Origin of the sequence: Candidatus Methanoprimaticola sp. MG2, from assembly GCF_047501175.1 — an archaeon.
GTDB lineage: Archaea > Thermoplasmatota > Thermoplasmata > Methanomassiliicoccales > Methanomethylophilaceae > Methanoprimaticola.
This window is the reverse complement of the sequence record NZ_JBEQWH010000002.1, coordinates 187366-206993: the sequence shown is the minus strand read 5'-3', so window position 1 is coordinate 206993 and position 19628 is coordinate 187366. Positions and strand designations below refer to the sequence as shown.

Here is a 19628-nt window from a genome sequence, read left to right as displayed (position 1 = left end):
TCTCGGATGCGGTCCCGATGCATGCGCGTCGGGGCGCGTCCCATAATAATTCGGTTGAACGGGCGTCCGGCTCAGCGCCTGACGTTGCTCTTGCCGTCCGCCATGTCGTACCAGCGGTCCGACTCGGTGAGGTCGACGTCCACGAGGTCGCCGGTCCTGTACATGTTCCCCAGAAGGATCTGGGCTCCCTTGTGCCTGTTCTTGGCCGCGGCGGACAGCCATTTGACCGCATCGTCCCCGCTCTTCTCCACCCCGGCGCCAGTCTTGTAGAACTGTCCGAGGATGAACTGGGCCTCGGCGTTTCCCGCCTCGGCGGCCTTCCCCATCCATTCCGCGGACCTCTGGAGGTCCCGGGGGAGGTCCTTGTCCGTGAAGTAGAGGAGTCCGAGCTCGTACATCGCCCTGGCGTCCTGGAACGCCACGGATTCGAAGTACTTCTTCGCGATCACGACGTCCTTGTCGGTGCCCATCCCGAGGAGGTACATCTTCCCCAGGAAGTATCCGGAGCTCAGGAACCCGTGGTCGTACGACTTCTGGAACCATGAGAGCGCGGCGGCGTACTCCTTGGAGATCCCCTGGCCCCTGGCGTACATGAGGCCGAGACAGTACTCCGCCTCGGGATTGCTGTCCCTGGCTTCGTGGATGAAGATCGAGTAGGCTTCGATGTACTGCATCTCGTCCCTGTTGCGGATGACGAACTTTGCCCACTCCATCGGCTCTACGTCTCTGTTCAAGGCGCTCATGTCTGCTCCCGCATCTTCTTCGCCGTTATTTACTTGTGTGGTCTATTATGTGATGTCGGTCATTGTGAGTTTAATGTTTTTAGTTCTTACAAATAAACACCAGATCAATAATAATGTCACCATTAATTGTTAAAATTGTTCGAGGTAAGGGGTCTGTGTCTGTCAAGATTGGGCGAATACCGAACGGATAAATGCTTGTCTTCGGAGGGGGAGAATTATAAGATATTTCTCCAATGGCATTCTTTGATATCTTTATAACAATTTTTCCAACAGGTTATCTTGTTTCGTTTATCATTCTCCTTACGGAGCATCGTGTTCATATTCTATTTTGGTTAAAGAAGGGCCTAAAGGCCCGGTTTTAGATTACACGGACGTCGTGGTGACTTTTGTGATGATTCCATTAGAGGCAACATATACTCCGAATTCGGAGAACTCATCAGGTGTTCCATCGGAATTAGAGTCGTTCAGACCGATAAGTTTGTATGTTCCAGTATGGTTGGCGCTAGCTGAAATTTCTATATTCCCTTCGATGATGACGGATGCGTCGGCTATCGTCACACTCACTGCAGGATACACGCTGTATCCGCAGACATCGAATGCGTAATGTTTTGTTGTAGATCCATCAGATTTGGCAATGATCTTCGTCCCGTTCTTGAACACTATGTTTCCGTTATTGTTTGAAACGGTGTAACATCCTGGAGGATTTCCATTCTGCAGATTTGTACCGTCTGCGATTACATTGTCCAGGGTAAGGTTGCTGTAGTTCTGAATCATTATTGATGCTTTTGATGACTTGACTACTCCGTTCACGAATGCTACGTCGTATGCGGTGTAATCAGGTTGCCCATTGCTCAGTAGTTGGAACCCGTTCGTTTCGGTACCGCTGGAACCAACGGTGCCATCGATATTGTACGTGTGTCCGTTCAGATAGAATGTTACATTCGCTTCTGTTTTGATTCCATCTGCGGTGATGTTATCCATGAAGACGAAGCTCATGTCGTTACTCACCTGGTACCACGTTTTACCGTTGGAACCAGTCACGATCAAGAAGTCCAGATCGTCACTGCTGTAAATCAGATGTACGTCGGTGGCGTAATCGATCACGTTGCCATCGGGGAGGATCAACCTAGCAAGGAATCCACCAGTCCAATTCGATAGATCTCCAGAGCCCTGTGCAATTTCCACTTTTCCAGAAGTACGGAATGACTCATCTATCGTTACACTAACCCCTAGATTAGCGTACGGAGTTATACTGCCATCGCTGTACGCCCAGTGGTAAACATCGAACGCGATATCATTTCCCGATGTGATTATTTCCGTTCCATTCTTGAAAACACTGTCTCCGCAGTTATTAGAAACTACGTATCTCACATCATCGGCAACCTCTTGGTTCAGCCTTGTACCATCCACGACCACATTGTCTAGTGTGAGGTTCGTGTAGTTCTGTATGACCCTGAGCAGTTCACTTGCATCATTCGTTGTCACCTTACCATTCTTTATCACTATATCGACATTGCCATTCGTCGGTTTCTCGAGATGAATCGCTTGGTTCTCCGTTCCGCTCGAGCCTTGTGCACCCCCGGTCACGACATATGTGTAGCCGTTGAGGTCAAGAGTGAAGCTCTTAGTCATTATCTGGCCCTTGGAACTGTTAGGGTTCGCATACAGACCGATTCCATCACCAGCCGAATCTTGCATGAGGATAACGGTGCCTCCATCCTTGACGGCTGCAATTGCTCCCGTGAGCGTTTCGTATCCAGTCCCACCTGTTGTCGCTATAATCGCATTGTCCTTGGTCTTTGCTAGGAAATAGGGGGAGAATCCTTCCGTCGTTGTGAAATTAATGGTGGTCACTCCATTATTCACATCTGTACTATTAACAGTCACTGCAGTGAAAACCTCTTCACCGTGATAGATTATGAGTGTACTCCCGGTATAATCTCCAGGTACAGATATGCTGACATTCACAGGGATGCCTGAAAGATCCTTATTCCCGCTCGTATCCTTGGCGGTGACCTTCACTCCTCCGAGGACTTCGACATCAGCCCCAAGGGTGTACGCGGAATCATCGTTCGTTGTGGTCTCTGCGGTTACGATTATATCTGATAAACTGGTCTGATTCTCGATTGAAATCGTTGCACTTTTTCCATCACTGGTAGCGACGTTCAAGTTCAGGTTACCGCTCGAGACAGTCCCGCTAGCTATTGTATTGACGGCACTCGACGGCGGATTCGGCATGTTGCTCTGATATGCTGAGAACTTCAAAGTAATCGTGAAAGCTTTCCCCATGATCTCCGTACCCATTGCGGAGTCCACTTCGATTGTAATATCTGATGAGCGGTCATATGTCTGTTGATTCTCGTTACCTGGGGCGCTGATCTGCCTCGCGGTGTCTTCAATTCCTGTTATCTTGAACGGGTTTGTGACTCCACTCGGAGCACCGATAGAATAGGTCTCGATGTATGCAGCATTTACAGTGTTTGTGATTCCAAACGTCGGTATCTTAACAATCACTTTATCGCCAGGTGCGGCGTTAGTGAATGTTATCATGAATTTCGTGGTACTTTGAGTTTCATCCTTCGTGTATGTGACGGTTCCACCGAGATCGGTGCTTGTTGATACACCAGAACTCAGGGGTTTCTCAGCTCCACCGTATGATTGGATTGAGATGGATTCGTTTCCCATGGCGAGATCAATCGTTCCTGCAGTGATGCTCACGTCGGCCTGTTCCGTGTCGGAGAACCATGAGTATGTGACCCCTCCCACGGCGCAGAGGCAGAGCGCGAGGACCATCACCGAGGCGATGACCGCTTTGTATTCTGTCTTCATTTCTTGTTTCCCTCCTTTTTCTTTCGGAGACGGCCGTGCTCTCTTTTTCCGAGCAACGGCCGGTTTTTCCGACTCCAGAACTCTTCCCAGGGTCGTGCGGTTGCCACGGACGCATACTGGGATGCGCCTCATCCTCCCTGTCGGGAGCCGTGGCTGATGGAGTGTGATTCAGGATGATGTCCCGGTATGCGGGGATGTCAGAGTCAGGGTCGTTCCAGCTGCAAGGGTGATGGTGCATGGCTGCCCTGAAACAATCGAGAGGCTTCTGCCGTCGGTTCCGAGGGTTCCGTCTGTCGCTGGACTTATCTCTGCCGTGCTTGAGAACGATACGTTCACTGTTGGAACAATCGTATACGTCCCTGCGGACAGCGTCCAGCTCCAGGGGCCATCCGCAGTCTCGGGAGATACCTCGTTGTTGTTGGAATCGGTTATCTCGATCATCATGATCGAGACTTCGATATCTGCTTCTTCCGTGTCTGAGTACCAGGACTTGGTGATCTCTATCTGTGAGATGAGCGTCGCCATGAGGATCGTGGCTACCATAAGGATGATCAGTGGGCGTCTCATGGCGATTCCTCCACCGATTCAGAGGCGAACACGCCCAGGTCGAAACTGATAGTCTCCCCCATTGCGTCGTTGTTGTCGCTGGAGGACGGGAAGCTTAAGGTCAACTCGAACTCCGTGAACTGACCTCCCGAGATCATGCCGAGGTCCAGGAACGCGCTCTCGGAGGTCACCGTCTCCGCGTTCGCCGAGGACACCGGCACTTTGCTGGACCCTGATGAGAGGAATATCTGGTCGGCGAGCGAGTCGCCGTCGCACACCAGGTCCTTGACGAACACGAACGCGTGCAGGTCGGTCCCGCCGTCGTTGGTCACCTTCAGCCTTATGGTCTGCTCGATCCCGGGGACGATCCCCTCCGTGCGTGTGTGGAGGTCGTTCAGACCGTACGGGACCCCGCCGTCGTCGAACCCGACGATGTTCCCCGAGGCATCCACCATCGTTCCCCTGTACGACGTCACGCTGACGGTGAGGCTCTGGCCGGATGTCACGGACACCTCCAGGGTACAGGTCTTCCCGCCGTATGATACGGTGACCGTCTGGTCCCCGGCCTGCGCGAACATCCCCGGACTGAACGAATAGCCGCTGGAGATGTCGCGGGCGGAGCCGTCGGAATAGGTCGCCCTGATGACCATGCCGGTAGGGTCGAAGGTCTGTCCCACTGTGTAGGCCATCCTGTCGGGGTTCCTCGTGACCTCTATCCTCTCGAGGGTAGGCTCGGATGGGGTCACCGGGCCCGATCCGCCGGTGTACCTGAACACCACGCTTATGGTGTGGTCCGAATCGACGTCCGAGAAGGTGTACGAGGTCTTCCCGGACACCCTCTTTCCGTCCACCATCAGGTACGACACCGAGTAGTCGGAGTGCGCTCTCGCCGTGAACGTGATGTCCTCTCCCGCACGGACCTCCACCGGACCGCTGGGGGAGATGGACCCTCCGGACCCTGCGGACGCGGTTATGGTGTACGTCTTCACCGGAGCGAACGTGACCTCGACGACGTGGTCCGAGTCCATCGTGACGCTCAGTTCGTCAACGGCCCCGACGGCCTTCCCGTCGACGGTGATCCCGGATATCCCGTATCCGTCGTCGGGTACGATGGACACGGAGACTGTCGTTCCCTTCGCGTACTCCACGGTCCCGTGGGGGTCCGTCGAACCCCCCTCGTTGGATCTGACGGTGAGCGAGCGGACGTCCTCCGGGGATCCCTGGACGAACGTGACCTTCAATCTCATGGTGGAGAAGTCCAACGCCGAGGCCGAGACGGCGACCTTCCCGTCGACGACCTCGACATCCTTCCCGTCGAGGGTCACCTCCCCGACGTGCCAGCCCGCGGCGGGTTCCAGCGAGAACTCGATGTCCTGATAGAACCTGATCGAGCCGTCCGAGGGGGTGACGGTCCCCTCCCCTTCGATCTCCACCTCTATGCCGTGCGGATAAAGCACTATCGCCGCCGTCGTGACGGCCAGGGCGGCGATGATGACCGCCACCGCGATCTTGCGTCTGTCAGTCATCTTCCGATCCCTCCCTGAGCTCCCTCGCGTTGCGCAGGATGCTCCTGACCTCCGAGACGATCAGTATCGCACACGGTATCAGGATGAGGCATGCCTTCCCGGTCCATGTGGACAGGAACACCACGAGCTCCCCCATCCAGTGGGACACGCCGACGACCTTCCCGATGACGTCCCCCGATTGGGACGTGACGACCTGGACCGAGCCGTTGGTGGGGTCGTCCGCGATGGAGTCCCCCTTGAGGGTGTACGTGTACGTCCCCCCGGACTCCGAGATGTCGATGATGCGGTGGGTGACGACCATCGTCTCGTGGGAGACGGGATGCTCGTAGTCGAAGGTCAGAACGTCGCCGACCCTCAGCGAGGAGTAGAACCCCTCCTTCCCTGCGGGGTCCGAGGGGACGTCCCTGACGAACACCATGCTCCCGAGGGGGATGGTGGATATCTCGTACTGCGTCCGGGGCTCCCCGTCCATGGACCCGGAGATCACGATCATGACATCCGTGTCGGAGAAGTCCAGCGACCCGCCGTTACGGTCCCAGAGGTATCCTACGAACGCGGAAACGGATACTACCGCGACTGCCAGAACGACCAGCGTTCTGCGGGAGACCTGGAACTTCTCTGCGGGCATGGGCTACCTCCGGGCCGGATGAGGTGAACATCCTGTGGCGTTGTATCATCTTAAATGTATTAAATGTTAATCAATTTGTTACACGCTACACAATTTAAGAAAAAATCTGGTTTTATTGAAACGGTATTTATATCGTCCATGACTGCGAAATATAGGGAGACCGTCACAGATAGGGAACTCCTCGCAAGTGTCTTGAGCACCATATCCGACTCAGGGGAGGTCATCGAGTCGGACCTGTACCGGCTGTCCGGGTCGAGGGTCAGGATACCGCGCCTCCTCACGGAGCTCACCGGGTGCGGCGCACTGGAGACCCGCATCCGCGAGAAGGGCCAGAAGGTCCCGGTATACTCCCTCACCCACAAGGGGAGGCTCCTGTGCCTGGTCAACAGGTTCGAGAACCAGCTGATGCAGAAGGACGGGACGCTGGACATGGATTCGTTCGAGGTCAGGGAGATCTACACGAACCTGGCCCGTCATTTCGACGCGAAGTGCGAGTGAGTCCCGCCGGCGGCGACCGATGCAACGCCTATATCGGAGAAGACGATACGTCCGCAGGGCATCGGATGGCATCGGGACGGCGTACGGGGAGGTTGGCGGACGGTCTATCGTTATTCCGCATGCTGTCCTCCGTCGGGCTGCTGTTCACGGACCCATTGTCCGTCCCGTTCTTCGCGGTCTACGTGTCATGTGGCCTCAGCGACGTCCTGGACGGCACGGTCGCCAGGCGCACGCATGCGGAGAGCAGGTCCGGCGCACGGCTGGACACCGTCGCGGACATAGTGTTCTACGGGATGGCCCTCGTCGCACTGCTCCCGATTCTGTCGGACGAGCTCCCGCCGGCCATATGGGTCGTGGCGGTCGCGATAGCCGCGGTCCGCGCGCTCGCCTATGCGGCGTGCGCGGTCAGGACGGGGTCCGTCGAACCGAAGCACTCGGTCCTCAACAAGGCGTCGGGGCTCCTGGTCTTCGTCGTGCCGTTCGCCATGGGCACCCAGGCCCTGGTCCCGATATGTTCTTTGGCATGCGTCCTGTCCGCACTCTCGACGACGGACGAGCTGGTCTCCCATCTCCGCGGCGGGGACGTGGGGCGCGATTGCGGCAACGGGTCATGAATCGAGGGGCCGAAGCTCTGATACCCGAGTTATAAATAATGTTTCACGGTTCCGCGAACCATGTCCGACGGCTACCCGGAAGATGTCATGCGCCGCCTGTGGAGACACAGGTGGGCGATATTCGCCGTCCTCACCGTCGGCTACTTCTTCGTGTACTTCCACAGGATGTCCGTCAGCGTCGTCGGTTCCGACATAGTGGAGGAGGTCGGAGGGACCATCGGGATCCTCAGCAGCGTCTACTTCTGGACGTACACCGCCATGCAGATCCCGTGCGGGCTCCTGACCGACCGCTTCGGTCCGCGCGTGGCCTGCACCGTGTTCCTCGTCATAGCGTCCGCGGGATCGCTCCTGACCTTCGCGGGGACGGAGTTCTGGATGATGGTCCTCGGGAAGATGATGATCGCCGCGGGGATGGCCGTGGCCTACGTCCCGTTGATGAAGCTCATATCCGTATGGTTCCCGAAGCAGGACTTCGCCGTCCTCAGCGGGGTGGTGATCGCGGTGGGGAACGTCGGCGCCATCGCCGCGTCCGGACCGCTCAGCCTGCTGGCCGAGGCGGTGGGATGGAGGGACGTGTTCCTCATCCTGGGCGTCGTCACGCTGGTCCTCGCGGTGGCGTGCATGGTGGTCATCAGGGACCATCCGAGCGAGCGCGGACTCCCGTCGACCGAGGACGTGGAGGGTTCCACGGGGGACTCGACCAAGGCGAGGGTCCCGGTGCTGACCGGGCTCCGCATCGTGATGTCCGGGGGCAGGAGGTTCTGGCCGTGCGCCCTCGCGTATTTCCTCGTCTACGGGTCCATAATGACGTTCCAGGGGACCTGGGCAGTCAAGTACTTCGACTCCGTCTACGACTTCGCGATATCGGCGGCATGGATGGTCACCGTCCTCGGGATCGGGAAGATCATGAGCACCGTGGCGATCGGGGCCCTGACCACCAGGGGCATAATAAGGTCCAAGAGGAGGGCCATGGTCCTCGGGACCGCTGCGTTCGCGCTGACGTGGGTGGTCCTCTTCGTGTTCGCCGGACGCATAGAGAGCTACGGGTTCTGGTTCGCCGTCAGCTTCCTGTTCGGGTTCTTCGGCGGTTTCATGACCCTGACGTTCGCCACGATCAAGGAATGGTATCCCGTGGCCGTCTCCGGGACCGCCGTGTCCGCGGCGAACATATTCCTCTTCCTGGGTGCGAGCATCGGCACGACCGTCTCCGGGTACATCATCGGGACCACGTACTCCCTGGAGAACTTCTCCGCCGTATGGGGGCTCATGACGGTGTTCGCGATGGTCGCCGTGGCGCTCCTGCTGGTCTCCAGGGAGAAGTCCTCCGACGACCCGGTCTTCGGGGAGGAGGAGGTCAGGGAGAGGACGATCGAGGGATGAGTCCGTTGCTTTCTGACATCCGGTCAAGGTTTTTATATTGGATATGCAATCGTATATCTGAACCGAAATCGATCGCCTGACGGCGGCCGTAAGTGGTTTACTTGAGTAGTTCGACGATCAGCCGAATGATGCTCAGGACCAGGGCCGCGATTTGCAGCTGCAGGCTCTGGTCCTTCTTCTCTTCGGACAAACTCATTCCCTGGGATTCCCAGGGCAGGAGTCCGCGTACAAAGGCCGGAAGACCTTGTACGCAGACTTCCACTTTGTGATCATCCGTGTATCACCTGTATCCAGGGGTGTAGTTTGCTGAGGGGACATCGATCCATTCCGTGAGTGGGGTTGTAGATTTCCAGTTTTCAGGAATCATAGGAGGAGGCGAGTTAGGTTTTTATATTAAGCAAGACAAGTGATATGTCAGAATCATGACCGACCGCCCGAAGGCAGTCGTAAGTGGTTTATTTGAGTAGTTCGACGATCAGTCGAACAAAACTCAGGACCAGGGCCGCGATTTGCAGATATGGGCTCTGGTCCTTCTTCTCTTCGGACGTGTCTCTCACCTCCTCGGATTTCTCAGGACGGAAGCCCGTGTGCAAGGACGGGAAGTCCTCGTACGCGGACTTCCACCCTGGCAATGTTTCCGATATCGTGCTCGTATATAATGAGACCAGGTGTCATCATTATGTGATTTTCAGCGGATTATTCTGTTAGTATTGATACACAGGATACATATTATATACGGGTTATACGGATGGATGTGCGGGAGATTCTTCACAGATAACATGGCCGAGAGAAGAAGGACATCGATAACGTTCCCTGCAGAGATCACGAAGCGCGGGAACGCCCGCTACATAACGGTCCTCAAGAGCTACATGGAGATGCTCGGAGTGGCCGAGGGCGACCTGGTGGACGTCACTATCACCATCCCGAAGGACATGGAGGGAAGGGACGACGAGCGAGGCCGGTTCATCGCTGATCGACAGATATAACGTCTTAAAACGAATATTATTGTATATAATTGTATAATGATGAATTTAATTGTGTGAACAATCAAATAATAAAAGCCATTTACGACCTCTGTCGCGGGAAGCGGCAGGAGATTCTGGAATGGTCGGCGAGAGTAGCGACAGGTACGTTCTGAACAAGGAGTTGGCACAGATGCTGAAGGGCGGCGTCATCATGGACGTCACGACCCCTGAGCAGGCCAGGATCGCGGAGGAGGCCGGGGCATGCGCGGTCATGGCCCTGGAGAGGATCCCCGCCGACATACGTGCGGCCGGTGGCGTATCGAGGATGTCCGATCCCAAGATGATCAGGGGGATCCAGGACGCGGTGTCCATCCCGGTCATGGCCAAGTGCAGGATAGGACACTTCGCAGAGGCCCAGATCCTCCAGGCCATCGAGATCGATTACATCGACGAGAGCGAGGTGCTCTCTCCCGCCGACGACATCTATCACATAGACAAGAGGCAGTTCAAGGTGCCCTTCGTCTGCGGTGCCAGGGACCTCGGCGAGGCCCTCAGGCGCATCGGCGAGGGCGCGTCCATGATCAGGACCAAGGGGGAGCCCGGCACAGGGGACGTCATCCAGGCCGTGTCCCACATGAGGACGATGAACAGGCAGATTCGCGACCTCGTCTCCCTCAGCGATGACGAGGTCTACGAGTATGCGAAGAAGATCCAGGTCCCCCTCGACCTGGCGTTCGAGGTCCATAACAGCGGGAGGCTCCCCGTCGTCAACTTCGCGGCCGGAGGGGTCGCCACCCCTGCGGACGCGGCACTGATGATGCAGCTCGGGGCCGAGGGGGTGTTCGTCGGATCCGGCATATTCAAGTCCGGCAATCCCCAGAAGAGGGCCGCGGCCATAGTGCGCGCGGTAACGGACTACAACGACCCGAAGGTCCTCGCCGAAGTGTCCGAGGACCTGGGCGAGGCGATGGTCGGGATCAACAGGGACGAGATCGACAAGCTCGAGAACATCCGCATGGCGGAGCGCGGCCAATGAGCAGGGTCGGGGTGCTCGCTGTACAGGGCGCCTTCGCCGAGCACGAGCGGTCCCTGGGGCGTCTGGGCGCAGAATGCTTCGAGATCAGGAAGGCCGCGGACCTGGACAGGGGTCTGGACGCCATGGTGATCCCCGGCGGGGAGAGCACAGTCATGGGCAAGCTGCTCCGCGACCTGGGGATGTTCGACCGCATCAGGGAGATGATCGATGGGGGCATCCCGGTGTTCGGGACCTGTGCGGGGATGATACTCCTCGCGGACGGGGTCGAGGGCGGTACGGAGCACCTGGCCACCATGCCCATCGGCGTCAGGAGGAACGCCTACGGCAGGCAGCTGGGGAGCTTCTCGTCCCGCGGGGTCTTCGATTCGGGGGCCGAGATCCCCCTGGAGTTCATCCGCGCCCCCATGGTCACGCGTGTGGGGGACGGGGTGCGCGTCCTGTGCGAGTGCGGCGGGGTCCCCGTCGCGGTCAGGTACGGGAACCAGCTCGCGACCTCCTTCCATCCCGAGCTGACGGAGGACGATACGGTCCACCAATACTTCCTGGACATGGTCCGGGGACGAAATCCCTTATAAACACGCGCGCATGGGGTGTACCATGGAACAGACTGGAAACGAGTGGCAGTACGGGCCCTCACGCAGACTGATGGACTGCGCATCCCCCGATTTCGATCTACGCAAGGCACGGTCCCTCGCGGAGAAGGGCGAGGCCGAAGGCAATCCCGATGCGCGCTACATTCATGGACTGTTCCTCTACCTCGGCGAGGGCGGCACCATCAGGGACGTCGCCACCGCCACCGAGTCATTCACAATAGCGGCGTCGGAGGGGCATCTGCCCTCCACGCTCATCGTCTCCGAGCTCAAGCGCAACGACCCAGAGGTCCAGGACAGGCTGATGAGGCTGAGGCTCCGCGGCGAGGAGCGCGACGTCGGGGCATGCGAGAGGCTGTTCGAGCTCTACGACAACGGCGCCGAGTGCGTCAAGAAGAGCCATGCCGAGGCCGTGAGGTTCTACACCGTCTGTGCCGAGAACGACGATCCGGTAGCTCAGCGCACCATAGGGTTCATGCACCTGAAGGGCAAGGGGATACCCAAGAACCCCCAGCTCGCGGTCAGGTGGCTGAAGGCCGCCGCGGACAACGGCGATCCCAATGCCATGTACCGCCTCGGTCAGATGTACGACGAGGGCACCGGGGATTCGGACCCGGACCTGAAGACCGCGGTCCAGTGGTACGAGAGGGCCGCGGACGCCGGGGACAGGGACGCCCAGTTCGCCATGGGATGCATCCACTCGATGCCCAGGACCAGGTGGACGAGCGACTCCAAGGCCGCGGCCATGTTCCTGAAGGCGGCCGAGCAGGACCACGACGAGGCCCAGTACCAGATCGGCATGATGCTCGCGTACGGTCAGGGCGTCAACAGGGACCCGTCGCAGGCCGTCTACTGGCTGGAGAGGTCCTCCGAGAACGGGTACCAGCAGGCCATGGTGGACCTGGCCAACATGAGCTTCGAGGGAAAGGCGCTCCCCCAGGACTACGCCAAGGCCGCGAAGTGGTTCACGGAGGCCGCGAACAGGTGCAACGGTTACGCCCAGTACGCGTTGGGCTGCATGTACGGTTCCGGATACTACTTCGAGCAGGACGAGGAGGCCTCGTTCAGATGCTTCAAGAGCGCGGCCGAGGGCAGCGAGGTCAACTCCCAGTACTGCCTGGGCTGTATGTACTACGAGGGCCGGGGATGCGAGAAGGACCCCGAACAGGCGGCGGTGTGGTTCGACCAGGCGTCCGACCAGGGCCATCCCGGGGCCAAATCGTTCCTGGGCATGCTGTACATCACCGGGACCGGGGTGGAGCAGGACGTGGACCGCGGGATGGACCTCCTGAACGAGGCCGCGGACGCGGGATACTTCGAGGCCCAGTACTACCTGGGGAAGCTCTACTACGAGGGGGAGCATGTCAAGCGCAACATACCCCGTGCGAAGAAGTTCCTGGGGTTGGCCGCCCGTCAGGGCGATCCCGACGCGGCCGCTCTGCTGGAAAGGATCAAGGCGGAGAAGGCGAGATGAGGGACACGCTTCTGCTCGACGCCGAGGCCGGCGACCCGTACGCATGCCTGGCCCTCGCATACTTCATGGAGACTGGCAAGGAGATGGACCAGGACATACCGGAGGCCATGCACTGGTTCGAGCAGGCCGCGTCGCTGGGATGCGCCAGGGCGCACTGGGAGCTCTACAAGTTCTACATGGCCGGCGACTACGTCGAGAGGGACGTGGCGATCGCCGTGGCACACCTGGTCGAGTCCGCCGAGCTCGGGAACGTCGATGCGCAGAACGCATTGGCCATAGAGTTCTCCACCGGGGACATCATCGAGCCGGACCTGGAGCAGACCTTCGCATGGTGCCGCAGGGCGGCCGAGCAGGGCTCGTCGATAGCGAAGTTCGCCGTCGGCTACATGTACGCTCACGGCATCGGAGTGGCCCGTTCCGGGTCCGAGGCCGAGATGTGGTACTCCTCCGCCGGGATCACCGGCGATGCGGAGATGTTCATGAACATAGGCATGAGCTACGAGTACGGCCTGAACGGCATCAACCACAACGAGGTCGAGGCCGCCCGTTGGTACAAGTACGGCGTCGATATGGGCCACGAGAAGTGCATGCTGTGCTGGAACTCGGTCCTGAAGAGCCTCGGCGGCGCTCCCAGGGAGCCCCTGGAGTACAGGATGGCGCGTCTCAGCGAGACCGAGTCCCAGAGGGAGGTCGACGACAGGAACTCGCACGTGGCCGATGCCGACTCCCTCCTGGAGTCCGGGGATGCCGACGCGGCGTACGAGCACTACCGCAAGGCGGCCGAGCTCGGGAGCCCCGAGGGGATGTTCGCGGTGGCCATGATGCGCCACCAGGGGATCGGCGTCAAGAGGGACGACATAGATGCCATCAGGCTGCTGTCCCGGGCCGCCGATGCCGGTTCGGAGGATGCGCAGTTCTACCTTGCCAGGACGTACGAGTCCAGCAGGTTCCCCACCGACGAGTCGCAGATCGTGAAGCTCTACTCCGATGCCGCATACAACGGATTCCTGGCCGCTTACTACTACCTGTCCAAGTACGTGGACCATCCGGAGATATACACGCGCAGGACCCATCAGAGGCGTTAAATGTCGTTCGAAACAGTTCTAAAGGCCGCACAGGACGGGGATGCAGATGCTCAGGTGGCGATGGGCTACCTGTTCTTCAAGGGCGACGGGGTCACCCAGGACCGCAGGGAGGCCGCACGCTGGTTCGGCCTCGCCGCCGACCAGGGGAACCCCGAGGCCATGTGCAACCTGGCGTACATCAAGGCGCACGGGTACGGCGTCAGGGGGGACCTCCAGGTCGCCTTGGAGCTGTACGAGAGGTCCGCCGAGCTCGGGTACCCGCAGGCGATGTTCAACCTGGCGTTCATGTACACCGACGTGGAGGGCATACCCCAGGACTGGGAGAAGGCCCGCTACTGGTACGAGAGGGCCGCGGAGGCGGGGAGCACCATGGCGCTCTACCGTCTGGGGGTCATATTCCAGGAGGGCCGCGGATGCGACCCCGACCCCAAGAGGGCCTGGGACATCTACTCGAGGGCATTGGACGCTGGATACCCCAAGGCGGGTGTCAGGATGGGACGCATGGCCATGGACGGCCAGGGCGTCCCGCGCAGTCCAGACCGCGCGTCCAAGTACTTCGCTAGGGCGGCGGAGATGGGTTCTGAGGAGGCCATGCTGGAGCTGGGGAGGATGTCCCTGTCCGGCGAGGGCATGGTGAGGAGCGAGAACAACGCGAGGAAGTGGCTGTCCAAGGCCGCGGCCCGCGGGTCCGCGGAGGCGGCGGAGCTGCTCGGATCCATGAGGAAGTGAGATCATGAAGATGAATGAGTATCAGAGGGAGATCATCGTCCGTCTCCTCAGGGACATCAAGGAGCGCAGTCCGTTCTACGCCAGGAAGTTCGAGGGCATCGACCTGTCCTCGATCGATTCCCAGGAGGCCTTCGAGTCCCTCCCGTTCACGGACAAGTCGGACCTGAGGGACGCGTATCCGATGGGCCTCGCGGCCGTACCCGAGAAGGAGATAGTAAGGATACACAGCTCGTCCGGGACCACCGGGACGCCGGTCATAATCCCGTACACCAAGAGGGACGTCGAGGACTGGGCGGTCATATTCGAGAGGTGCTACCGCATGGCCGGCATCACCGAGGAGGACCGCATACAGATCACGCCCGGGTACGGTCTCTGGACCGCCGGGATCGGGTTCCAGGCGGGATGCGAGAGGTTGGGAGCCATGGCGATCCCGATGGGTCCCGGGAACACCGAGAAGCAGCTCAGGATGATGGAGGACCTGAGGACCACCGTCCTGACGGCCACGTCGTCCTACGCGCTGCTCCTCGCGGAGGAGATAAAGAGGCGCGGCATCAGGGACAGGCTGTGCCTCCGCAAGGGGATAATCGGATCGGAGCGCTGGGGGGAGAAGATGCGCGACGAGATCGCCAGCTACCTCGGCGTTGAGTTCTACGACATCTACGGCCTGACGGAGATATACGGGCCCGGGATAGGGATCAGCTGCGACTACCGCAACGGCATCCACATGTGGGACGATTACATCTACTTCGAGATCATCGACCCGAAGACCGGCAGGAACGTCCCGGACGGGGAGATCGGGGAGCTGGTCATCACGACTCTCAGGAAGGAGGGCGCACCCCTGATCCGCTACCGCACCCACGACCTCACCAGGATAATACCCGGCGAGTGTCCCTGCGGTTCCAGGTTCCCGCGCATAGACATCATAGTCGGGCGTACGGACGACATGATCAAGGTCCGCGGGTGCAACATGTTCCCTGCCCAGTTCGACGAGGTGGTGAGCTCGATAGACGGCGCCACGTGCGAGTACCAGGTCATGATAGACCATCTCATGGGGAAGGACGAGATCACCGTGTACTTCGAGACCTCCGTTCCCGAGGATGGCAGGGATGTGCTGGAGCAGGAGCTCGTCGAGAAGATCAAGTCCAAGATGGGCGTGACGGTCATCCCCAAGGCCGTCTCCGAGGGATACCTCCCGAGGAGCGAGAAGAAGACGAACAGGTTCTTCGACAACAGGTACTGACCATGAGGGAGCTGGATGTCCTGAGGGACGCGATCGTCGACGCCAGGGGGCTGCTGGGCCGCGGGATGTCGGTCCGCGGCAAGGACACCGTCGCAGGGGTGTACGACATCGTCACGGACGTCGACGTGAAGGTCGAGGGCCTCATAGTCGACAGGATACGCACGGCCTTCCCGAACGATTCCATAATCTCGGAGGAGACCGCCCCGGACTCCGAGAGGTCGGACCGCACATGGGCGATAGACCCCATCGACGGGACGGTGAACATGTCCCGCGGCATGCCCATGTTCGGGATGCAGGGCGTGTTCATGGAGGGCGGTGTGCCAAAGGCGTCGGTGATAGCCCTCCCGGAGCTGTCCGGGACATACGAGGCATCGGCGGAGGGGGCCTTCCTCGACGGGACACGCATAAGGACCGCGGACCCGAGGCCCCTGAGGGAATGCATCCTGTCCACGGGCGACTTCAGCCGCAGGTCGGAGGATTACCGTCTGATGCAAGCGAGGCTGATGTCCGACTGCAGGGACACCGTGGCGAGGTTCAAGATGTTCGGTGCGGCATGCGTCGACTTCGCGTACCTGGCATCCGGTCGCACGGACATACACGTGAGGTTCGTCAACAAGATATGGGACTTCATGCCGGGGATGTTCCTGGCGGAGATGGCGGGCGCCGTGTACGACCGGGACCTGCTGGCCGAGACCGGCATACTGATCATGTGCTCTTCCCGTCCGGTGCTGGACGACGCCCTGTCGGAGATCCTGCCGAGGATCACTTCATCTTGCCGCCGATGAGGGCCATGGATGCCAGCAGGCATTCCAGCTGGATCCTCTCGTTGCTGCCTTCCACGATCCTGAACTCGCACTCGCCGGTCCTGTCCATCAGGCGGACCTTCTCGTAGTCCGATATCCCCAGGTCGAATATGCTGGAGTGGATCTGCTTGATTATGTCCTGGCCGGAGAGCCCGTACTCGGTCATCGTGCTCTGGAGGAGCTCCCTCGCACCGGCATAGTTCCCGTCCAGGGCGGTGGTGACGATCCTCCCTATGACCTCGGGGTTCGCCAGTCCGGCGGTCTGGTAGATCAGTTCGAGGTCTATCCTCCTTCCGAGGGATGCCGCGACCTGGAGGGAGTTGACCGCACGGCGCATGTCTCCGCGGGCGATCTCCACAAGTCCCTTGAGCGCATCCGCATCGATGTCCACACTCTCGCGGGTCACGATGTCGGACAGGTAGTCGTCTATCTCCTGGTCCGTCAGCGGCTTGAACTTGAATATGGCGCATCTGGACTGGATCGGGTCGATGATCTTCGAGGAATAGTTGCACGAGAGTATGAACCTGCATATCCCGGAGTACTTCTCCATAGTGCGCCTCAGTGCGGCCTGTGCGTCCGATGTCAGTGCATCGGCCTCGTCCATGAAGATGATCTTGAACTCCGCACCGCCTATAGGGGACGTGCGTGCGAACTCCTTGATCTTCCCGCGGACGACGTCGATGCCCCTCTCGTCGGACGCGTTGAGCTCGATGAAGTTCCCCTGCCAGTTGTCCCCGAACATCTCCCTGGTGAGGGCGAGGGCGCAGGTGGTCTTCCCGGTCCCGGCTGGTCCCGTGAAGAGGAGATGGGGCATGCTCCTAGACCTGACATATGCCTTCAGCCTGTCCGTCACATGCTTCTGGCCGGCTACGTTGTCCAGCGTTCTGGGCCTGTACTTCTCTGTCCAGATCTCGTTCATGGGAACCATCGCGTGAATGCCTCCATTGATTAATACACTTGGTTGTTTCACGGATAGATAGTTAGAATAATCAAACCAATGATAACCGTTTAATACCACATCGGAATCACTGGGGCTCATGAAGGGAGGACACGGACTTCTGCTCGCGACGATAGCGATCAGCATGTTCCTCGATGGATTGGACGGCACTGTGGTGAACGTGGCTCTGCCGAGCATAGCGGAGTCGTACGGCATCGGGACAGGGGACACGTCATGGGTCATCACCGTCTATTATCTGGTGATGGCCGGCCTGATCCTGGTGTTCGGCAGGATATGCGACAAGGGGGCCATAAAGAAGGTCCTGATCGCAGGCATGGCGTTCTTCACGGTAGGGTCCCTGTTCTGCGGGATATCCCCCTCCCTCCCGGTACTACTAGCGAGCCGCGCGTTCCAGGGTGTAGGGGCGGCGATGCTCGCGGCCTCCGCGGTGATGCTGGGCGTCAAGTTCCTGCCGAAGGAGAAGCTCGGACTGGGGATGACCCTCGTCGTCATGGGGACGGCCATCGGGGTGGCACTCGGACCGTCGGTCGGGGCGGCGCTCACCGAGATGATATCCTGGCATTGGATCTTCTTCATCAACGTGCCAATAGGTGCCGTGGCGATAGTCCTCGCACACAAGGCGATACCCGCCGACAGGGGCGTGGAGAAGGGCGACCTGGACGTCGTCGGCTCCGTGCTGCTGTTCGTCGCGATAGTTCTGGGCCTGTTCGTCATCGAGAGGATCCCGTCCGCGGGGATCAACGTCACGTCCGGCGTCGCCCTTGTCGGATGCATCCTGTTCTTCGTCGCATTCACGATGTACGAGAAGGGAAGGGCCAGTCCCGTGTTCGACATGACGCTGTTCCGCAACAGGGACTTCGACAAGGCGACGATGGCGTACGTCCTGGTGAACCTCACGATAATGGGCATGGTGTACCTGTTCCCGTTCCTACTCAAGAAGACATTCGGCCTGGACACGCTGGGCAGTGGGCTCATACTATCGCTCCAGGCGGTGTCCATGATAGTCTGCTGCGTGCTTGTGGGGAAGAGCACCGGAAGGGTTCCAAACAGGGTCTTCGCGGTGGTCTCCTGCAGCATCATGCTCCTGTTCATGGTCCTGGCGTCCACGTTCTCCACGGACACCCCCCTGACGTTCCTGGCGATGTCCCTGCTGATATGCGGATGCATCTGGGGCATAGGGGGAGGCCCGATGGGGGCGAGGATGGTCGATTCCCTCCCGGACGAGCAGAGGGGATCCGGGTCGTCCATGGTGTCCTTCGTGATGTACTTCAGCTCCGCACTGGGCACGGCGCTGTTCGCGGGCCTGTTCGGATTCGGTTCCGGCGAGGGTTCGGCATCGATATCCGACGTGTCCGTGGAGACGTTCATGGACGGGTTCGGATTCTGCGCGCTGGTCGCCATAGCATTGGCGCTGGCTTCGGTGTACTTCGCATGGTCCCTGAAGGGCGAGGGGGTGAGGGAGTGAACGATGTGGCCGACAGGCTGGCCAGGTACATGATCGTCAGCTCCCTGATGGAGCTGAGGATGATGAGCGCGGACCCCTCGTCCGATGACAATCTGTCGTACCGCGACGTCCTGTACCTGAACCTCATCTCCGGCATGGAGGAATGCACCGTGTCCAAGCTCGCAGACGCGGCCTGCGTCACGAAGCCCACGGTCACCGTCAGGATCAACAGCCTCGTCAGACGCGGCCTGGTGGTCCGCATCCCCAGCGAGACCGACCGGCGCGTCTCGTACATCATGCTCTCCGACCGTTCCATGAAGGTCTTCGAGAGCGAATGGAGGATATTCGAGGAGGTCTCGGACATGTTGGAGAGGCGCTTCGGCAACGAGAGGCTGAGGGACTTCGTCGACGTCATGGACGGGGCGTTCGACCTCATAGAGGCCCATGTACCTGAAGGGCCTCAGAAACAGGGTGCCTGAACATCGCTCACCATATGTGCGGAGGCAAGGCACCATTAATAACTGGCTGGTCATCTACCGT

Annotated in this window: 19 protein-coding genes; 13 read left to right on the top strand and 6 right to left on the bottom strand. The window is 59.4% G+C overall.

The window, feature by feature from the left end:
- Positions 1-71: 71 nt before the first annotated feature.
- From V5D86_RS02330 to V5D86_RS02310, 5 genes are all read right to left on the bottom strand, one after another.
- Entirely contained in the window at positions 72-743 is a 672-nt protein-coding gene (locus V5D86_RS02330; RefSeq protein WP_414595083.1) for a tetratricopeptide repeat protein, read from the bottom strand.
- Positions 744-1106: 363 nt separating this feature from the next.
- Positions 1107-3572 carry a TasA family protein gene (locus V5D86_RS02325; protein ID WP_414595082.1) on the bottom strand — a complete coding sequence of 822 codons (2466 nt, stop codon included), beginning with the start codon at positions 3570-3572 and terminating at the stop codon, positions 1107-1109.
- Positions 3573-3740: 168 nt separating this feature from the next.
- Positions 3741-4139 (bottom strand): hypothetical protein, encoded by a 399-nt coding sequence (locus tag V5D86_RS02320; protein ID WP_414595081.1) that lies wholly within the window; start codon positions 4137-4139, stop codon positions 3741-3743.
- On the bottom strand, positions 4136-5644 hold the full coding sequence (locus tag V5D86_RS02315; RefSeq protein WP_414595080.1) for an InlB B-repeat-containing protein: 1509 nt from the start codon (positions 5642-5644) through the stop codon (positions 4136-4138). The genes V5D86_RS02320 and V5D86_RS02315 overlap by 4 nt, the downstream gene beginning before the upstream one ends.
- The gene (locus tag V5D86_RS02310; RefSeq protein WP_414595079.1) at positions 5637-6272 is read right to left on the bottom strand and encodes a hypothetical protein; all 636 of its coding nucleotides are present in this window, start codon (positions 6270-6272) and stop codon (positions 5637-5639) included. The genes V5D86_RS02315 and V5D86_RS02310 overlap by 8 nt, the downstream gene beginning before the upstream one ends.
- Positions 6273-6410: 138 nt before the next feature.
- On the opposite strand from V5D86_RS02310, the gene V5D86_RS02305 reads away from it, so the two are divergent.
- The 11 genes from V5D86_RS02305 (at position 6411) to V5D86_RS02255 (ending at position 16668) form a co-directional block, all read left to right on the top strand.
- Positions 6411-6770 (top strand): hypothetical protein, encoded by a 360-nt coding sequence (locus V5D86_RS02305; RefSeq protein WP_414595078.1) that lies wholly within the window; start codon positions 6411-6413, stop codon positions 6768-6770.
- A gap of 65 nt (positions 6771-6835) precedes the next feature.
- The gene (locus tag V5D86_RS02300) at positions 6836-7384 is read left to right on the top strand and encodes a CDP-alcohol phosphatidyltransferase family protein (RefSeq protein ID WP_414595077.1); all 549 of its coding nucleotides are present in this window, start codon (positions 6836-6838) and stop codon (positions 7382-7384) included.
- Between the two features lie 60 nt (positions 7385-7444).
- Entirely contained in the window at positions 7445-8764 is a 1320-nt protein-coding gene (locus V5D86_RS02295) for an MFS transporter (protein ID WP_414595076.1), read from the top strand.
- Between the two features lie 779 nt (positions 8765-9543).
- Positions 9544-9750 (top strand): hypothetical protein, encoded by a 207-nt coding sequence (locus V5D86_RS02290; protein WP_414595075.1) that lies wholly within the window; start codon positions 9544-9546, stop codon positions 9748-9750.
- A 118-nt stretch (positions 9751-9868) separates the two neighbouring features.
- Complete coding sequence (gene pdxS, locus V5D86_RS02285) at positions 9869-10765, top strand: pyridoxal 5'-phosphate synthase lyase subunit PdxS (RefSeq protein WP_414595074.1); 897 nt, start codon at positions 9869-9871, stop codon at positions 10763-10765.
- Positions 10762-11340: a pyridoxal 5'-phosphate synthase glutaminase subunit PdxT gene (gene pdxT / locus V5D86_RS02280; RefSeq protein ID WP_414595073.1), complete on the top strand. Its 579-nt coding sequence runs from the start codon at positions 10762-10764 to the stop codon at positions 11338-11340. The genes pdxS and pdxT overlap by 4 nt, the downstream gene beginning before the upstream one ends.
- A gap of 22 nt (positions 11341-11362) precedes the next feature.
- The gene (locus V5D86_RS02275; RefSeq protein WP_414595072.1) at positions 11363-12829 is read left to right on the top strand and encodes a tetratricopeptide repeat protein; all 1467 of its coding nucleotides are present in this window, start codon (positions 11363-11365) and stop codon (positions 12827-12829) included.
- Entirely contained in the window at positions 12826-13914 is a 1089-nt protein-coding gene (locus tag V5D86_RS02270; RefSeq protein ID WP_414595071.1) for a tetratricopeptide repeat protein, read from the top strand. The genes V5D86_RS02275 and V5D86_RS02270 overlap by 4 nt, the downstream gene beginning before the upstream one ends.
- Positions 13915-14643 (top strand): tetratricopeptide repeat protein, encoded by a 729-nt coding sequence (locus V5D86_RS02265; protein WP_414595070.1) that lies wholly within the window; start codon positions 13915-13917, stop codon positions 14641-14643.
- A gap of 4 nt (positions 14644-14647) precedes the next feature.
- The gene (locus tag V5D86_RS02260) at positions 14648-15883 is read left to right on the top strand and encodes a phenylacetate--CoA ligase family protein (RefSeq protein ID WP_414595069.1); all 1236 of its coding nucleotides are present in this window, start codon (positions 14648-14650) and stop codon (positions 15881-15883) included.
- A gap of 2 nt (positions 15884-15885) precedes the next feature.
- Positions 15886-16668, top strand: coding sequence for an inositol monophosphatase family protein (locus tag V5D86_RS02255; protein WP_414595068.1), 783 nt, complete (start codon positions 15886-15888; stop codon positions 16666-16668).
- Here the strand turns inward: V5D86_RS02255 and V5D86_RS02250 are convergent.
- Entirely contained in the window at positions 16646-17605 is a 960-nt protein-coding gene (locus V5D86_RS02250; protein WP_414595148.1) for a replication factor C small subunit, read from the bottom strand. The genes V5D86_RS02255 and V5D86_RS02250 overlap by 23 nt on opposite strands.
- A 118-nt stretch (positions 17606-17723) precedes the next feature.
- On the opposite strand from V5D86_RS02250, the gene V5D86_RS02245 reads away from it, so the two are divergent.
- A complete protein-coding gene (locus V5D86_RS02245) occupies positions 17724-19109 on the top strand; it encodes an MFS transporter (protein ID WP_414595067.1) in 1386 nt (461 codons plus the stop codon).
- Positions 19106-19567: a MarR family winged helix-turn-helix transcriptional regulator gene (locus V5D86_RS02240; protein WP_414595066.1), complete on the top strand. Its 462-nt coding sequence runs from the start codon at positions 19106-19108 to the stop codon at positions 19565-19567. The genes V5D86_RS02245 and V5D86_RS02240 overlap by 4 nt, the downstream gene beginning before the upstream one ends.
- Positions 19568-19628 lie beyond the last annotated feature (61 nt).

Bases quoted from the DNA above. Each gene is read 5' to 3' on its own strand.
- V5D86_RS02330 (WP_414595083.1), bottom strand. From the start codon at position 743: ATGAGCGCCTTGAACAGAGACGTAGAGCCGATGGAGTGGGCAAAGTTC.
- V5D86_RS02325 (WP_414595082.1), bottom strand. From the start codon at position 3,572: ATGAAGACAGAATACAAAGCGGTCATCGCCTCGGTGATGGTCCTCGCG.
- V5D86_RS02320 (WP_414595081.1), bottom strand. From the start codon at position 4,139: ATGAGACGCCCACTGATCATCCTTATGGTAGCCACGATCCTCATGGCG.
- V5D86_RS02315 (WP_414595080.1), bottom strand. From the start codon at position 5,644: ATGACTGACAGACGCAAGATCGCGGTGGCGGTCATCATCGCCGCCCTG.
- V5D86_RS02310 (WP_414595079.1), bottom strand. From the start codon at position 6,272: ATGCCCGCAGAGAAGTTCCAGGTCTCCCGCAGAACGCTGGTCGTTCTG.
- V5D86_RS02305 (WP_414595078.1), top strand. From the start codon at position 6,411: ATGACTGCGAAATATAGGGAGACCGTCACAGATAGGGAACTCCTCGCA.
- V5D86_RS02300 (WP_414595077.1), top strand. From the start codon at position 6,836: ATGGCATCGGGACGGCGTACGGGGAGGTTGGCGGACGGTCTATCGTTA.
- V5D86_RS02295 (WP_414595076.1), top strand. From the start codon at position 7,445: ATGTCCGACGGCTACCCGGAAGATGTCATGCGCCGCCTGTGGAGACAC.
- V5D86_RS02290 (WP_414595075.1), top strand. From the start codon at position 9,544: ATGGCCGAGAGAAGAAGGACATCGATAACGTTCCCTGCAGAGATCACG.
- pdxS (WP_414595074.1), top strand. From the start codon at position 9,869: ATGGTCGGCGAGAGTAGCGACAGGTACGTTCTGAACAAGGAGTTGGCA.
- pdxT (WP_414595073.1), top strand. From the start codon at position 10,762: ATGAGCAGGGTCGGGGTGCTCGCTGTACAGGGCGCCTTCGCCGAGCAC.
- V5D86_RS02275 (WP_414595072.1), top strand. From the start codon at position 11,363: ATGGAACAGACTGGAAACGAGTGGCAGTACGGGCCCTCACGCAGACTG.
- V5D86_RS02270 (WP_414595071.1), top strand. From the start codon at position 12,826: ATGAGGGACACGCTTCTGCTCGACGCCGAGGCCGGCGACCCGTACGCA.
- V5D86_RS02265 (WP_414595070.1), top strand. From the start codon at position 13,915: ATGTCGTTCGAAACAGTTCTAAAGGCCGCACAGGACGGGGATGCAGAT.
- V5D86_RS02260 (WP_414595069.1), top strand. From the start codon at position 14,648: ATGAAGATGAATGAGTATCAGAGGGAGATCATCGTCCGTCTCCTCAGG.
- V5D86_RS02255 (WP_414595068.1), top strand. From the start codon at position 15,886: ATGAGGGAGCTGGATGTCCTGAGGGACGCGATCGTCGACGCCAGGGGG.
- V5D86_RS02250 (WP_414595148.1), bottom strand. From the start codon at position 17,605: ATGAACGAGATCTGGACAGAGAAGTACAGGCCCAGAACGCTGGACAAC.
- V5D86_RS02245 (WP_414595067.1), top strand. From the start codon at position 17,724: ATGAAGGGAGGACACGGACTTCTGCTCGCGACGATAGCGATCAGCATG.